General features: G+C 30.2%; 19 protein-coding genes. 9 read left to right on the top strand and 10 right to left on the bottom strand.

The window, feature by feature from the left end; genetic code table 11:
* The first annotated feature begins 16 nt into the window (after positions 1 to 16).
* From ACW9UN_RS16120 to lptB, 4 genes are all read left to right on the top strand, one after another.
* On the top strand, positions 17 to 985 hold the full coding sequence (locus ACW9UN_RS16120) for a KpsF/GutQ family sugar-phosphate isomerase (protein WP_459487396.1): 969 nt from the start codon (positions 17 to 19) through the stop codon (positions 983 to 985).
* The gene (gene tatC, locus ACW9UN_RS16115; RefSeq protein ID WP_459487395.1) at positions 985 to 1,806 is read left to right on the top strand and encodes a twin-arginine translocase subunit TatC; all 822 of its coding nucleotides are present in this window, start codon (positions 985 to 987) and stop codon (positions 1,804 to 1,806) included. The genes ACW9UN_RS16120 and tatC overlap by 1 nt, the downstream gene beginning before the upstream one ends.
* Positions 1,790 to 2,137: a carboxymuconolactone decarboxylase family protein gene (locus ACW9UN_RS16110; RefSeq protein WP_459487394.1), complete on the top strand. Its 348-nt coding sequence runs from the start codon at positions 1,790 to 1,792 to the stop codon at positions 2,135 to 2,137. The genes tatC and ACW9UN_RS16110 overlap by 17 nt, the downstream gene beginning before the upstream one ends.
* A gap of 109 nt (positions 2,138 to 2,246) precedes the next feature.
* Positions 2,247 to 2,987 (top strand): LPS export ABC transporter ATP-binding protein, encoded by a 741-nt coding sequence (lptB, locus tag ACW9UN_RS16105; RefSeq protein ID WP_459487393.1) that lies wholly within the window; start codon positions 2,247 to 2,249, stop codon positions 2,985 to 2,987.
* A gap of 9 nt (positions 2,988 to 2,996) precedes the next feature.
* Here the strand turns inward: lptB and ACW9UN_RS16100 are convergent, their stop codons facing one another.
* From ACW9UN_RS16100 to ACW9UN_RS16090, 3 genes are read right to left on the bottom strand one after another with little or no spacing between them, the layout of a single operon-like run.
* Positions 2,997 to 3,362 (bottom strand): VOC family protein, encoded by a 366-nt coding sequence (locus ACW9UN_RS16100; protein WP_459487392.1) that lies wholly within the window; start codon positions 3,360 to 3,362, stop codon positions 2,997 to 2,999.
* Positions 3,363 to 3,364: 2 nt separating this feature from the next.
* Entirely contained in the window at positions 3,365 to 4,579 is a 1,215-nt protein-coding gene (locus tag ACW9UN_RS16095) for a sensor histidine kinase (protein ID WP_459487391.1), read from the bottom strand.
* A gap of 19 nt (positions 4,580 to 4,598) precedes the next feature.
* The gene (locus ACW9UN_RS16090) at positions 4,599 to 5,351 is read right to left on the bottom strand and encodes a CDP-alcohol phosphatidyltransferase family protein (RefSeq protein WP_459487390.1); all 753 of its coding nucleotides are present in this window, start codon (positions 5,349 to 5,351) and stop codon (positions 4,599 to 4,601) included.
* 101 nt (positions 5,352 to 5,452) lie between these two features.
* Here ACW9UN_RS16090 and ACW9UN_RS16085 point away from each other — a divergent pair, with 101 nt between their 5' ends.
* From ACW9UN_RS16085 to ACW9UN_RS16070, 4 genes are all read left to right on the top strand, one after another.
* The gene (locus ACW9UN_RS16085; RefSeq protein ID WP_459487389.1) at positions 5,453 to 6,433 is read left to right on the top strand and encodes a YheT family hydrolase; all 981 of its coding nucleotides are present in this window, start codon (positions 5,453 to 5,455) and stop codon (positions 6,431 to 6,433) included.
* A gap of 75 nt (positions 6,434 to 6,508) precedes the next feature.
* On the top strand, positions 6,509 to 7,579 hold the full coding sequence (locus ACW9UN_RS16080; protein ID WP_459487388.1) for a putative type IX sorting system protein PorV2: 1,071 nt from the start codon (positions 6,509 to 6,511) through the stop codon (positions 7,577 to 7,579).
* 5 nt (positions 7,580 to 7,584) lie between these two features.
* Positions 7,585 to 8,763, top strand: coding sequence for a lipoprotein N-acyltransferase Lnb domain-containing protein (locus tag ACW9UN_RS16075; protein ID WP_459487387.1), 1,179 nt, complete (start codon positions 7,585 to 7,587; stop codon positions 8,761 to 8,763).
* A gap of 3 nt (positions 8,764 to 8,766) precedes the next feature.
* Positions 8,767 to 9,222, top strand: a complete 456-nt coding sequence (locus tag ACW9UN_RS16070; protein ID WP_459487386.1) for a GNAT family N-acetyltransferase — start codon at positions 8,767 to 8,769, stop codon at positions 9,220 to 9,222.
* Between the two features lie 135 nt (positions 9,223 to 9,357).
* On the opposite strand, the gene ACW9UN_RS16065 is transcribed toward ACW9UN_RS16070, so the two are convergent.
* The 3 genes from ACW9UN_RS16065 to ACW9UN_RS16055 form a co-directional block, all read right to left on the bottom strand.
* Positions 9,358 to 10,809, bottom strand: coding sequence for a MoxR family ATPase (locus tag ACW9UN_RS16065; protein ID WP_459487385.1), 1,452 nt, complete (start codon positions 10,807 to 10,809; stop codon positions 9,358 to 9,360).
* Between the two features lie 41 nt (positions 10,810 to 10,850).
* Entirely contained in the window at positions 10,851 to 11,207 is a 357-nt protein-coding gene (locus ACW9UN_RS16060) for a four helix bundle protein (RefSeq protein WP_459487384.1), read from the bottom strand.
* A 61-nt stretch (positions 11,208 to 11,268) separates the two neighbouring features.
* Positions 11,269 to 12,393, bottom strand: coding sequence for a vWA domain-containing protein (locus tag ACW9UN_RS16055; RefSeq protein WP_459487383.1), 1,125 nt, complete (start codon positions 12,391 to 12,393; stop codon positions 11,269 to 11,271).
* 100 nt (positions 12,394 to 12,493) lie between these two features.
* Here ACW9UN_RS16055 and ACW9UN_RS16050 point away from each other — a divergent pair, with 100 nt between their 5' ends.
* The gene (locus ACW9UN_RS16050; RefSeq protein WP_459487382.1) at positions 12,494 to 13,369 is read left to right on the top strand and encodes a TIGR01777 family oxidoreductase; all 876 of its coding nucleotides are present in this window, start codon (positions 12,494 to 12,496) and stop codon (positions 13,367 to 13,369) included.
* A 4-nt stretch (positions 13,370 to 13,373) separates the two neighbouring features.
* On the opposite strand, the gene ACW9UN_RS16045 is transcribed toward ACW9UN_RS16050, so the two are convergent.
* The 4 genes from ACW9UN_RS16045 to ACW9UN_RS16030 all read right to left on the bottom strand — a co-directional run.
* On the bottom strand, positions 13,374 to 14,009 hold the full coding sequence (locus ACW9UN_RS16045; RefSeq protein ID WP_459487381.1) for a YceI family protein: 636 nt from the start codon (positions 14,007 to 14,009) through the stop codon (positions 13,374 to 13,376).
* Between the two features lie 11 nt (positions 14,010 to 14,020).
* Positions 14,021 to 14,299 carry an acyl-CoA-binding protein gene (locus tag ACW9UN_RS16040; RefSeq protein WP_459487380.1) on the bottom strand — a complete coding sequence of 93 codons (279 nt, stop codon included), beginning with the start codon at positions 14,297 to 14,299 and terminating at the stop codon, positions 14,021 to 14,023.
* On the bottom strand, positions 14,286 to 14,942 hold the full coding sequence (locus ACW9UN_RS16035; RefSeq protein ID WP_459487379.1) for a phosphatidylserine decarboxylase family protein: 657 nt from the start codon (positions 14,940 to 14,942) through the stop codon (positions 14,286 to 14,288). Before ACW9UN_RS16035 ends, ACW9UN_RS16040 begins: the two co-directional genes overlap by 14 nt.
* Positions 14,943 to 14,944: 2 nt before the next feature.
* The coding region (locus ACW9UN_RS16030) for a phosphatidate cytidylyltransferase (RefSeq protein WP_459487378.1) at positions 14,945 to 15,576 on the bottom strand (632 nt) is incomplete at its 5' end.

Raw genomic sequence — 15,576 nt, 5'->3', positions numbered from 1 at the left:
GATAAAAACATAACGATTGAAAGATACTAGATCTATTATTACAAATGCAAAAAACACCATTTTAGCCGAAAGCAAAGCTATTGCTAACCTGGCTAATTTTATAGATTCTACCTTTGAAAATGCTGTTAACTACATCCACAATTTTAAAGGTAGAGTAATTATAACTGGTGTTGGTAAAAGTGCAAATATTGCTACAAAAATAGTGGCTACCTTTAATTCTACAGGTACACCCGCAGTTTTTATGCATGCTGCAGATGCTATTCATGGCGATTTAGGAAATGTTTTAGATGATGATATTGTAATCTGTATCTCTAAAAGTGGCAATACACCAGAAATTAAAATTTTAGTTCCTTTAATTAAAAATTACGGTAATAAAATTATTGCTATAACTGGTAATATAGACTCGTATTTGGGTAAAAATGCAGATTTCACCTTAAATACTTATGTAGAAAAAGAAGCTTGCCCAAATAATTTAGCACCAACCACAAGTACAACTGCACAATTAGTAATGGGTGATGCTCTAGCTATTTGTTTATTACAATTAAAAGGATTTACCAGTAAAGATTTTGCAAAATATCATCCAGGAGGTGCTTTAGGAAAACGATTATATTTACGAGTTTCTGATTTAATTATAAACAACCAACTGCCACAAGTTACTAGAAAAGATACAATAGCCCAAGTAATTATAGAAATGTCTGAAAAGCGTTTAGGCGTTACTGCTGTTGTAGAAAATAATAAAATTTTAGGTATAATTACTGACGGTGATATTAGAAGAATGCTAAGTAAAACAACTAAAATTGATGATTATGTAGCTGAAGATATTATGAGCAAAAACCCCAAAACAATTCATAAAGATGCTATGGCTATTGATGCCTTAGATGCTTTAGAAAACAATAGTATTACTCAAATTTTAGCTGTTGATAACGCAAATAATTATATAGGAGTTGTACATTTACATGATTTAATTAAAGAAGGAATCTTTTAATGGCTGCACAAGAAAAAGAAATGTCCTTTTTAGGACACTTAGAAGAATTAAGATGGCATTTGGTTAGAAGTGCTGCTGCAATTTTTATTTTTGCAATTACTTTTTTTGTTTTTGCAGAACAAGTATATACGCACTTTCTTTTAGCTCATACAAGTCCTAATTTTATAACTTACCAATTATTTTGTGATTTTTTTAATTTATTTGGAATGGAAAGTGATTTTTGCTCTATAAATATTGGTGAAAAAAAATTACAGAGTATAAAAGTTACCTCGCAATTAATGAACTCTATTTGGTCTTCTTTAATTTTAGGCCTAATTGTTGCTTTCCCCTATTTATTATGGGAAATTTGGCGATTTGTTTCACCTGGCTTAACAGAACATGAAATAAAAAAATCAAAAGGCTTTATTTTTATTGCTTCACTTTTATTTTTTATCGGAGTTTTGTTTAGTTTTTACGTAATTGCACCTGTGTCTATTAACTTTCTTTACAACTATCAAATTACAGACACTATCGAAAATAGTTTTACACTAGAATCTCACATTGGACTAGTAACCAACATGTTATTAGGTGTTTCTATTTTATTTGAATTGCCTGTGTTAATTTATTTTTTAGCTAAAATAGGTTTAATAACACCAGAATTTTTAAAACGCTATAGAAAACACGCCTTAGTTGTGGTATTAATTTTAGCCGCTATTATTACACCACCAGATGTTGCTAGCCAAGTTATTGTTGCAATACCAATATTAATTTTATACGAAATCGGAATTATTGTTGCACGAAGAGTTATCAAAAAACAAGAAAAGAATGCCTACAAAAGTTAAAGAATTTAATGACTATCGTTCTAAAATGAACGAAAAAATTTTAGCTTCAGATAATAAAGTTATCAAAAGAATTTTTAATCTCGATACCAACGCCTTTGCTGCTGGTCATCTACCTGTAAAAACAAAAGAGTTATTGGGTTTAGTAGCATCTGCTGTATTAAGATGTGATGATTGTGTACAGTATCACTTAGAAGCTGCAATGAAAAACGGAGTTACTAAAGCAGAAATGATGGAAACTATGTCTATTGCTAATTTAATTGGCGGAACAATTGTAATACCACATTTAAGAAAAGCTGTTGAATATTGGGAGCTTCTTGAAAATGAAGTTTAATAGTTTATTGGGTTAATTATGTAAGTTTTAAGAATGCTTTAAGGTTCTTAAAATAGTTGTTTACTACATTTACACAATTGCAGCATACAAATTACATCTATAGGTACATATGATTTTAAAAGCAAACAACATTCAAAAAATATACGGAAGCAGAAAAGTTGTAAAAGGCATTTCTTTGCAAGTTGAACAAGGTGAAATTATTGGGCTTTTGGGGCCAAATGGAGCTGGTAAAACAACCTCTTTCTATATGATTGTTGGAATGATAAAGCCAAACGAAGGTCATATTTATTTAAATGATGAAGAAATTACCCATGATGCCATGTACAAACGTGCGCAAAAAGGGATTGGTTACTTAGCGCAAGAGGCTTCTGTTTTTAGAAAATTATCTGTTGAAGATAACATAATGTCTGTTTTACAATTCACCAATCTCTCTAAAAAAGAACAAAAGATTAAATTAGAGTCTTTAATTGAAGAATTTAACATTGGTCATGTACGTAAAAATAGAGGCGATTTGTTATCAGGTGGAGAAAGACGTAGAACAGAAATTGCGCGTTGTTTAGCTTCTGACCCTAATTTTATTTTGTTAGATGAGCCTTTTGCAGGTGTAGACCCTATTGCTGTTGAAGACATTCAGAGTATTGTGGCTCAACTAAAAAATAAAAATATAGGTATTTTAATTACAGACCATGATGTACAAGCAACTTTGGCCATAACAGATAAAACGTATTTAATGTATAATGGAAGTATCTTAAAAGAAGGAACGCCTGAAGAACTGGCTGCAGATGAAATGGTACGTAAAGTGTATTTAGGTAAAGATTTTGAATTAAAGAAAAAGAAAATTTTTCAGTAAATTTTTCTACTACTTGTAAAAACACCCAATATGCCAGAGAATTCCAGATGGGTCATGTAAAAAGAATTCTCTACCCCAATCTCGATCAACAATATCAGATAATCTTACTTTTAGAAACTTTTTGGTGAATTGCTTACTTTTTAATTCCATTAAATAATCTTCAATATTATCAACTTCTAAAAAAATCATAGAATTATCTACCCAGTCTTTTATATAAGCTTTTTGTAAATAAAATCCTAAGGAATCATTCACTTTAAAAAAAGACATATTTGATGATAATGGAAGTTCGCAAAAATCTAATGCCTTATAGAATAATCTAGACTCTTCAAAATCTTTAGCACCAATAAATGTTCTAATCGATTTAAAATTAGTCATCTTTACTCGGTAATTTCTTTAATTGAAACTGAAAAATGAAAGCTGGCTCCTTTTTTAAGGTCATCTCTATCTTTTGTGTAAATAATTCCTCCTAAACGTTTTATAATAGATTTTACAGTAGCTAAACCAATACCTGTATTTTCATTATTGGTGTTTTCTAAAGTTTCGAACATATTAAAAACCTTTTTCCAATACTCTTCTTTTATTCCTGGGCCATTATCCTTATAAACAAAATAATAGTGTGTATCATCTTTAGAAAAATCAATTTCAAGGTTTACTTTTTCTTCGTCAGAAAATTTTCTAGAATTTGATATTAAATTTTGAAATACTTGTACAAAACCAATTTTAGAACTTCTTATGTTAATATCTAAATTATTAGAATTTAAAGCTATTTTATTTTCAAAATCTATATTGTTAATAATACTATCTAATAGTGTTTTTAAATTAAAATCTTCATAAACAATATGCTCTGTATTTACTTTGGTGTACTCTAAAATTTCATCGATTAAAGTACTCATATAATTCATTCTGCCAGAAATAAGGTTTATGTATTCTTCAGCTTCAGTTTCTTGAAATAGAATTTTATGATCTTCTTTTAAAACTTGAACCAAAAAATTTACACCACTTATTGGAGATTTTAAATCGTGCGTTAATCTGTAGGCAAAATTATTAAGCTGTTCGTTTAGTTTAGTAACTTTATCGTTAACTTTATTAAGTTCATAATTTCTTTTACGTAAATCTAATAAACTAACCGTTTGTTTTGCTAATAATTTTAAAGCTTCTTGTTGCTCTTTACTAAGTTCTTTTGGTTTATTATCAATTACACACAATGTACCAATTGCCTGACCTTCTGAAGTATTTAATGGTGCACCTGCATAAAAAATAACATTAGGTTCACCAGTTGTCAATGGGTTATCGTAAAAACGTTCGTCTTTTGTAGCATCATTAACAATTAACAAATCATCTGGTTGTAAAATGCTATGTGCACAAAATGACAATTCTCTTGGAGTTTGTTCGGCTGCTATACCATGGGTAGATTTAAACCATTGCCTGTCTTTATCTATTAGAGAAATTAAAGCAATTGGAGTATTACAAATACCTGACGCAATTTTAGCAATAGCATCATAATCTTCTTCTGGTAAAGTATCTAGAATTTTATATTCTCTTAAAACTTTTAGTCTTTCTTCTTCATTTTTGGGTGTAACAGCTGGTTTCATGATGATTAAATTTTGGGGGTTAAATTTTGGGGGTTAAATTTTTTACTGTTGAAAAAACCACGTACAATATAATGATTACTGGAATAGCTAAAAAATCTATTAACAAAATTAACATTAAAGAAAACGTTAAAAATAAATAGATAAGCCAATTATTTTTTAAACTATAGTCCTGGAACTTTAGTGAAAATAAAACAATTTCTGCGTTCATTAAAAAGCTTAATATCCAAGTAATTGCAATTAAAAAATAATTATTACTAATTAAATTCTGCACAAAAACAAAATCTGTATTTGCTTGTATTAAAGGTAAAGAAATAACAAATAAACTCATTGCAGGAGTAGGTAAACCAATAAAAAAATTAGATTGTCTTGTATCTAAATTAAACTTTCCTAATCTGTAACAGGCTCCTAAAGTAACTATTAACCCAATTAATGAATAGCCTAATACTGAGTTATCAAAAACGCCATCAATGCTGTGGTTCTCTACAAATTCTGCTTTATTAAAAAGATTAATTTGCATTAATTTAACCATAACAATGCCAGGTACAACACCACTGGTAACCATATCTGCCAAAGAGTCTAGCTGTTTCCCTAGGTCGCCAGCTACATTTAATAAACGTGCAGCTAAACCATCAAAAACATCAAGAGTTATACCCAGTAATACAAACAAAGCAACACCTATAAAATCTTCTTGAACAGCTAAAATTGCTGCAATCGTTCCACATAAAAGGTTTCCTAGTGTTAAAAGATTGGGTATTTGTTTTACAAAATTCATATTGTTACTATAGTTTTAAGGGCAAAAATAAGCAATCCTAGTTGTGTAATTTTCTATATTGTTATATTTTTTATCATATTTGTTATTAGAAATAGATAATTATGCCTGTATTCGAATCTAATTTTCTTCCAACAATTCCTTTTAGAAATGGCCATTTTAACACCATGTATAGGCCACTTTTTATGAAAGATACCGCCAATTATACTAGAAAAAGAATTACAACTTGGGATTCAGATTTTTTGGATTTAGATTTTTCTTTTGTTGGGTCTAAAACCCTTGTTTTACTAATTCACGGGTTAGAAGGAAGTTCTGAATCTAAATATATGGCATCCAATACCAATCATTTAAATAATTTAGGTATAGATACTGTTTGTTTTAATTTAAGAGGTTGTAGTGGCGAAGATAATTTGTTGCTATCTACCTACCACAGTGGAAAAACCGAAGATGTAGATTTTGTTGTAAATTATCTTTTAGAGCATTACAATTACAAAAATATTGTAATTGTTGGGTTTAGTTTAGGGGGTAATTTAACTTTAAAATATTTAGGAGAAAAAGGTGACAACCTACCTTTAATTGTAAAAGGCGGAATTGCAGTTTCTGTGCCAATTGATATTGCAACTGCAGAACAAGAAATGGAGAAAATAAAAAACAAACTCTATATGGAGGTCTTTTTTAAAACGATGAAAAATAAAATTTTAGAAAAAGCCCATAAATTTCCTGAATACCATTTAGATAAAGACCAACTCTTTAAAGCAACAAAGTTTAAACATTTAGAAAAAATTTATACTGTTCCTGTTTTTGAATTTGAAAACCCAGAAGATTATTGGCAAAAAGCCAGTTCTAAACCATACCTATTAAATATTAAAGTACCAACTTTATTGGTAAATGCAAAAGACGACACCTTTTTATCTAACCAATGTTATCCATATAAAGAAGCTGAAAATTCTGAATATTTCTTTTTCGAAGAAACAAAATATGGTGGCCATTGTGGTTTTATGTCTTCTTTTATACCTAATGAAAACAAATGGTTAGAGCATAGAATTGCCAAGTTTATAAAAGAAAATATTCAGATTGATTTTTAATAAACAATATCTGTAAAAAACAACAGTTATTTTAGTAGGTTTTAAGATATTTGTTATTCATTAATTATCCGGCTTTTGAAGTATAAAATTGTATTTTTTCTTATCTGCATTCCATTATTTTTACATGCGCAAGTATTTAGAAATTATTCTAACGAATTTTTAAATATTGGTGTGGATGCTGCTGCATTAGGAATGAGTAAAGCTGTTGTGGCTACAACAAATAATGTAAATGCAACATATTGGAATCCTGCTGGTTTAGTTGGCATAGAAGATGTACAAGGCTCTCTAATGCATGCTTCTTATTTTGCTGGTATAGCCAATTATAATCACGCTGCATTTGCCATGCCAATTGATGGCCAAAGTGCGCTCGGAATTTCTGTAATACGTTTTGGTGTAGATGATATTTTAAACACTACAGAATTAATTGACAGCGATGGTAATATAGATTTTAATAGAATTAGTTTGTTCTCTGCAGCAGATTATGCTTTCAATATTGCCTATGCCAGAAATTTGATTTTTAAGGATGTTAAATTGGGAGTAAATGCTAAAGTTGTAAGAAGAATTATTGGTGAATTTGCCACTTCTTGGGGATTTGGTTTTGATGTTGGGCTTCAGTTTGAAAGAAACGATTGGAAATTTGGATTAATGGCTAGAGACATTACCACAACTTTTAACAGTTGGGCAATTAATGAAGAAGAGTTTGAAAAAATACGAAATGCCATTCCAGGTCAAAATCAAGCGTTACCAGAAACTACAGAACTCACCAAACCAAAATTACAATTGGGTGTTGCCAAAGAATTTAGAGTGGGTCGTTTTTTGAATTTGATGTCTGAAGTTGATTTAAATATTCGTTTTGAACAAAGTAACGATATTTTTTCATCTAAAATTGGTAGCATAGATCCTGCTGTAGGTTTTCAATTAGATTATGACAGGTTGGTGTATTTACGTTTAGGCGTAGGAAACTTTCAATACATCACACAATTTGATGATGGTAAATCGTTATCAGTTCAGCCTAATTTTGGAGTGGGTTTCAATTACAAAGGCATTCAAGTTGATTATGCTTTAACCAATATTGGTAGTGTAGGTAATGCCTTGTTTTCTAATATTTTTTCGGTTACTTTCGATTATAGTTTCTTTAGACCTTAATTTTTATGAAAAAAAGCGTTCTTTTTATTTTCTTTTTTTTGTGGATATTAAAACCCATACAAGCACAGGTACAACTTTCTACTTATGCAGAAGTAAGTATTGTTACTGCTGGTCCAGGTACTGAATTGTATGAAGCTTTTGGGCATTCTGCCATAAGAATTAAAGATCCTGTTTTACAATTAGATTTGATTTATAATTACGGAATGTTTGATTTTAATGCGCCTAATTTTTATGGCAATTTTACTAAAGGAAAACTACTCTATAAATTGGCTAGGTACAATTTTAGCTATTTTTTAGCCAGCTATAAAAAAGATAAACGCTGGGTAAAACAACAAGTACTCAACTTAAATCAAAAACAACAACAGGCATTTTTTATGTATTTAGAAAATAATGCTTTACCAAAAAATGCAAGCTATTTTTATGATCCTTATTTTAACAATTGTGCAACCAAACTTAGAGACATCACCACAACTATTTTAAAAGATAAAGTGATTTTTAAAAGTAATGCTATCACAAAAAAACTATCCTATAGACAATTAATGGATAAAGAAATCCCTTGGAATACTTGGGGAAGTTTTGGTATAAATCTGGCCTTGGGTAATAAACTTGATCAAGTAGCCAATACTAAAGATTATATGTATTTGCCTGATTATGTATATACTATTTTTAAAGAAAGTACCGTTTATTTAGACAATCAACCTGAAAAATTGGTTAAAAGAGAAGATATTTTACTTGATTTTAAAGAGTTAGAACAAAATATACTTTTTTTAAATCCAATACTAATTTTTAGTTTAATTGCTTTACTAGGTATTTTTATCACTTATAAAGATTCTAAAAAGAAAAAAAGAACCAAATTATTAGATTTTCTTCTTCTTTTTATCTCTGGAATTGTAGGGGTTTTAATTGTTTTTTTATGGTTTTTTACAGACCATTCTACCACACCTAACAATTTTAACTTTTTGTGGGCATTTGCTCCGAACGTTATTATCGCTTTTTTAACCTTAAAAAAAGCTCAAAAACAGTGGCTAAAAGTATACTTCAAAGTTTTAATTTCTTTTGTTTTGTTGATTCCTTTATTATGGATAGCAGGTGTGCAATCTTTTCCAATTGCCATAATTCCGTTGTTAATATTATTGTGTGTGAGATATCTTTTCGTATCACAAAAACTAAACAGAACAGCTTAAATAATGTTAGAAATTATTCCTTTTGAAGATAAATACGCACATCACTTTTATGATTTAAATGTACAATGGCTAAAGAAATACTTTTATGTTGAGCCTTATGACGAAAAAGTATTGAGTAATCCTAAGAAATATGTTATTGCACCTGGTGGATGTATCTTTTTTGCGAAATTTAAGGATCAAATTGTGGGTGTTGTTTCTTTTATTAACCAAGAAACTTTTTTTGAGTTGAGTAAAATGGCTGTATCGCCCCAATATCAGGGTTTAAAAATTGGACAAAAATTAATGAACTTTTGTATTGATTTTGCGAAAAAACAAGGCTGGAACAGTATTACTTTATATTCTCATAGAAGTTTAGTTGCTGCCATTCATCTTTATAAAAAAGTTGGTTTTCAAGAAATTGAATTAGAAAAAGATTCGCATTATGAACGCTCTGATATAAAAATGTTACTACAACTTTAAATCATCTTATACAGGTTGATATTAAAGTGCTTTTTAAAGAAATTTCTAATCTATATATATCTTATAAATTGTAAAAGGCTATCTAAAAAATGCTTAAATGTAATTATATTAGATAGCCTTTTGTACTTATAAGTTTTACAAACCGCTTATAAAATTGCCATAAGGATCTTTAAATTGTGTACCTTCTGCAAATCTGAATTTGCTTAATTTTTTAAACTCAACCATTCCCCATAATAAAAATTCTTTTACAAAGTAAGCATCATCAGTATTCATATTGGGTTGATGTTCTTGTAAAAATTTTTCTAAGGGTGCTATTTTGTCTAATTCATTTTTATACTGCACATCAGTAAAATCTTCTAACAATTCAAAATCGTCATCAGCATTAAAAAACCAAGAGACAATTTCATCGTAAGGAGATTCATCACTTTGTTTCTCTAATTTTTTAATTTCTGGAAAATAGGTTGGAAACAATGCCTTAATGGCTTTTTTAATTAAATTTTCTGCAACTACTTGTGCACCTTCTTGTTCGCCTTCATAAACCAACTCTACTTTACCTGTAATTGCTGGTATAATTCCATCAAAATCGCTCAAACGAATCATTGTTTCTTCATCTCCAGATAACAGTGCTCTTCTTTCTGCAGTGCTCAATAAATTCTCGAAAGCAGAGATACTTAAACGCGCACTTACACCACTTTTGGCATCAATATATTCGCTTTCTCTAGCTTCAAAAACAATTTGTTCTAACAAGTCTTTTGCCAATTCTGGCACTTTTATAGACTCTTTCTGATTGTTTTTTGCTTCTTGTTGGGTAATAATTTTTGCAGTTTCAATATCCTCTGGATAATGGGTTAAAATCTGCGAACCAATTCTATCTTTAAGCGGAGTTACAATACTACCTCTGTTTGTATAATCTTCTGGATTTGCCGTAAATACAAACTGCATATCTAAAGGCAAACGCAATTGAAATCCGCGGATTTGAATATCGCCTTCTTGCAAAATATTAAACAACGCTACTTGAATACGTGCTTGTAAATCTGGCAATTCATTAATTACGAAAATACACCTGTTAGCTCTTGGAATCATTCCGTAATGAATTACCCTATCATCTGCATAACTTAATTTTAAGTTGGCTGCTTTTATAGGATCTACATCACCAATAATATCGGCTACAGTTACATCTGGTGTTGCTAATTTTTCTGCAAAACGTTGATTTCTATGCAACCAGAAAATCGGAGTGTCATCTCCTTTTTCTTTGATGGTTTCAATGGCAAATCTCGATATTGGATTAAGGGGATCATCATTAATTTCAGAGCCTTCTACAACAGGAATATATTCATCCAATAAATTTATCATCAACCTTGCCAAACGTGTTTTTGCTTGACCACGTAAGCCTAATAAATTGATGTTGTGCTTGCTTAAAACAGCCCTTTCTAACTCAGGAATTACTGTGTTTTCATATCCGTGAACGCCTTTAAAAACAGTTTCTTTACTCATCATTTTACTGATTAAGTTTTCGCGCAACTCGTCTTTAATTGACTTTGACTGATATCCTGATTTTTTTAATTCTCCTAGTGTTTTTATGTTCATAATGCCTTTTAGACGTTAGATTAGAGAAAATAGAAAAAAGACTACTTCTGAAGACCATTTTGAAATCCCATAGTCATTCTTTGCCATTCAGCAATTAAACTTTCCAGTTTCTCTAATTGTTTATTATTTATATATATTTTGTGATGCGCTATTAAAATTTGTGTCCCGAGTTCAAAACTAGAGCCTAAAGAAATATCTATAAAATGACTAAAAGATTTATCTGTTCTTGAAGAGCCCTCTGAAATATTGCTAGGAATTGAAATCGAACATCTACTTATTTGTGAGGTCAAGTCATAACGTTCATGTTTTGGAAAATTTTCTAAAATGTCAGAAATCAGAAAAGAAAGTTCTAAACCTAATTGCCAAATTTTCAACTTCTTATAATTATGTCTTTTCATTTTTTAATCTCTTCTCTTTCATCTTTTTTCTCTAATTCTTTAAACAAAATTAAATGGGCTTCTACCCTCTAATCCTCTTCTTTCTATTCGTTTCGTAATCTTCAAAAATCATTTCACCTAAACCTTTTAAGCCCGTATAAAATGCTTTACCTTGATTGGCTTGTGTAAATGCTCTTACAAATTGCATTAAGTAGGGATCTTGTGCAATCATAAAAGTAGTAATTGGAATGTGTAATTTTCTGGCTTGTTGTGCCATTGCATAACATTTGTTTACAATGTATTTATCCAATCCATTACTGTTTTTATAATATTGTCCATCAGACATTCGTAAGCAACTTGGTTTACCATCTGTAATCATAAAAATTTGTTTGTTGGTATTCTTTTTTCTTCGGAGTAAATCCATTGCCAGGTTTAAACCAGCAACTGTGTTGGTATGATAAGGCCCAACTTGTAAATACGGTAAATCTTTAATTTTGATGGTCCAAGCATCATTACCAAACACCAAAATATCTAAGGTGTCTTTTGGATAACGTGTGGTGATTAATTCAGCCAAAGCCATGGCTACTTTTTTGGCAGGTGTAATTCTATCTTCGCCATACAAAATCATAGAGTGGCTAATATCAATCATCAAAACTGTACTCATTTGGCTTTTGTGCAAGGTTTCTTCAACCACCAAATCGTTTTCAGACAATGTAAAATCTCCAATTCCATTGTTAATTTGGGCATTTCTAATGCTTTCTGTCATCGAAACTTTATCTAAATTATCGCCAAATTGGTAGGCCCTAAAATCTCCTGTATGTTCATCTCCTACTCCTGGAGATTTACTTTTATGATTTCCTGAACCCGTTCTTTTAATTTTGCCAAAAATATGGTTCAATGCTTGTTGACGAATGGCTCTTTCTGTTTTCGGAGTAATTTTTGTACCTCCAACTCCATCAGCATCAGCCTCTTCTTTAATGTAACCTTTTTTCTTTAAGTCTTCTACAAAATCATCAATTGTATATTCAGCAGTGGTGAGGTTATATTCTTTATCTAAAGAACGCAACCAATCTATGGCTTCATCAAAATCGCCAGAAGTATGTGTAATTAACTCTTTAAAAATTTCAAAAAGTTTCTCAAAAGGAGATTGATTTTTAGCTTGGTAGGTTTTAAAAATGAAACCCTTTCTTTTCTTGTTGTTTTTCATCACTATAAAAATACGGCTTTAAAAGATGTGTTTAAAAAAATTAACATTGCTTTAGTATATTCTAAGATAAGGTAGATTTATAAAACGTTTATCTTTGAGTATGGCAAAAATTTTGATTACAGGAGGTACAGGTTTGGTAGGTTCTAAACTTACCCAACTATTGATTGATAAAAATCATGATGTGGTAATTTTAAGTAGAAATCCTAAAAAAGAAAACGAGTTTAAATGGGATATTTCTGAAGATTATATTGATGAAAAAGCGTTTAACAACATCGATTATATTATTCATTTGGCAGGAGCTGGAATTGCTGATGAACGTTGGACTGATAAAAGAAAAAAAATAATTATAGACAGCAGAGTAAAAACAGCAAATTTACTTTATCAAAAAATTAAAACACTAAAAATTGATATCAAAGGCTTTATTTCCGCTTCTGGAAGTGGTTATTATGGAGCTGTTACTTCCGATAAAATTTTTACTGAAACTGATGCTTCTGGTGATGATTTTTTAGGGGAAGTTTGTGTACTATGGGAAGATGCTGCGCATCAATTTAAAACCTTAAAAATACCGGTTACAATTTTACGTACTGGTGTTGTTTTGTCTAAAAAAGGAGGTGCTTTAGATAAAATGCGTACTCCAATTGTAGCTCCTTTAGGCTCTGGAAAACAATATATGCCTTGGATTCATATTAACGATTTGTGTGAAATGTATTTAAAAGCAATTGAAGATGATCTAACAGGGATTTTTAATGCGGTTTCTCCTGAACATCACAACAGTACATCATTTTCTAAACTATTAGCTAAGAGTATCAACAGGCCTTATATTGGGCTACCTATACCAAGTTTTATGCTAAAGTTAGTTTTTGGTGATATGGCTAAAATTTTATTGGAAGGTAGTAGAATTTCGGCAAAAAAAATCGAAAAGAATGGGTATTCTTTCCGATTTAAAACACTTCAAAAAGCGTTAGATAATTTATAATTTTTTAAAAAGTTGACGTAATATTTAAGGCAACCTCGCTCCAAGTTTTAGATACCCCATCTCCACCTGTGTGTAAAGCTTCACATACTTTATTTAAAGAAGCTAAAGCTGCACTAGCATTCCATGTATTTACATCTATTATAGCTTTCATATTAAAAGTTTTGTCTTCAATAGTATAAGTAAATGGTACATCTTTAGTTTCTCCATTCATGGTTATTTTTGCAGTGCCATTGGTATCATCATTTAACATTAGTTTACCCGACAATAATTTGGTATTGTCCATAACACCGAAGAAAAACTTTCTGATTTTATAATCTCTACTCGAATCTTTTGTTGCCAAACTACTTACTGGTATAGAAAACTCAGTATTGTTAATAGCTTCTTTAACAGAGTTTCCTTCTCCTCCAGAAACTACGTCTAATTTTGTAAAGGTTCCGCCTACAGCAATTTTATCAGTTGTTTTATAGGCTGTAAAATTAATATCATTTTTTGCATTTAAAACTGCAAATGGTGCAGTACTTGTTTTAACTTCTTCCGTTGGTGTTTCTTCTTTAACTGTTTCTTTTTTTACTTCAGATTTACAGGCTGTAAGATAAAATGCAGCTGTTAGAATTAACAATGTGATACTTCGTTTTTTCATGAGTTTTGTTTTTATTGTTTTAAAATTGTGTTTGCTAATTTTATGTATTCTTTTTTTGCTTCATCAGCAGACATACCATTAAGTTGTATCCATGCATTTAATTTAAATGCACTTCTTACATCTAAATTACCATTAAAAGAAAAATTATTTCCATAACTGGCCTGTTTGTAGTATGCATAAAGCTTAAGCATTACATCTGGTGCTAATACTTTTTTTAATTCAGATATTTTCTTAAAAGTAACTTTAAACGTTTTATCTAAATCGCTATACTCGTCATTATTTTTCTGCAATAATTTGGACACCCCCTTTTACTTTATCTCCTAAATTTACTTTAATATTTGTACCTAATGGTAAATATACATCAACCCTAGAACCAAATTTTATAAACCCAGCATCTGTACCTTGAACAACTGTATCACCTACTTTTGCGTAGTTGACAATTCGTTTGGCTAAAGCTCCTGCAATTTGTCTGTAAAGAATTTCGCCAACCGAATTATTTTGGATAACTACAGTTGTTCTTTCGTTTTCAGTTGAAGCTTTGGGATGCCAAGCTACTAAATACTTTCCTGGATGATATTTACTGTATTTTATTATACCACTCATTGCGTATCTTGTAACATGTACGTTTATTGGCGACATAAAAATAGAAACTTGTATTCTTTTATCTTTAAAATACTCTGGCTCTTCTACTTCTTCGATTACAACCACTTTACCATCTACAGGCGCTATTATTGTATGATCACTAAGTGTAGTCACTCTTTTAGGGTTTCTAAAAAACTGCAATACAATTATTAAAAAAGCAATGGCTAAGATTTGAATGGTTTTAACAATCCAAACCACATCAATCAGCTTTTCTGCTAATAAAATAAATGCTAAAACTACAATTAAGGTAATTCCAATAATTTTGTAGCCTTCTTTATGAAATCGAATCATAATTAAATAATAAAGTTTATATACAAATATACAAAGGGTGCAGCAAACAACAAACTATCTAGCCTGTCTAAAATACCACCATGACCTGGCATAATATTACCACTATCTTTTAGATTGGCTTGCCTTTTAAATTTAGATTCTACTAAATCTCCTAAGGTGCCAATTAAAGATACGATAACAGCTATTATCAGCCAATTTAACAAAGAAAAATCTGTATTAAATTTACTAATAAACAGGCCTGCTAATAAAGAAAAAATTAGGCCTCCTAAAAGCCCTTCAACTGTTTTTTTGGGTGATACTGAAGGAAATAATTTATTTTTTCCAAAATTCTTACCTACTAAAAAAGCAAAAGAATCATTTACCCATATCATCGATAAAATACTGATGATTAAATACGGATGAAAATCGCCTTTATAAAAGGGTAATAAAATGAGAAAACACATTGAAAAAATTACATACCTAATAGCTACTCCTAGCTTAGACCGCTGGTTTAATAGCTTAATCTCTTTATTTGTAAACAGTTGATACAATAAAGATAAAGACGAAAGGATGTTGATGCCCAATACAATGGTTGTTGCAGAACTTTCTTGCCTTTTCATCAATAAAAATAACAAGAAGGGAAAAAAGATATATG

This window comes from Polaribacter litoreus, assembly GCF_054584775.1.
This window is presented reverse-complemented; position numbering and strand designations above follow the sequence as displayed.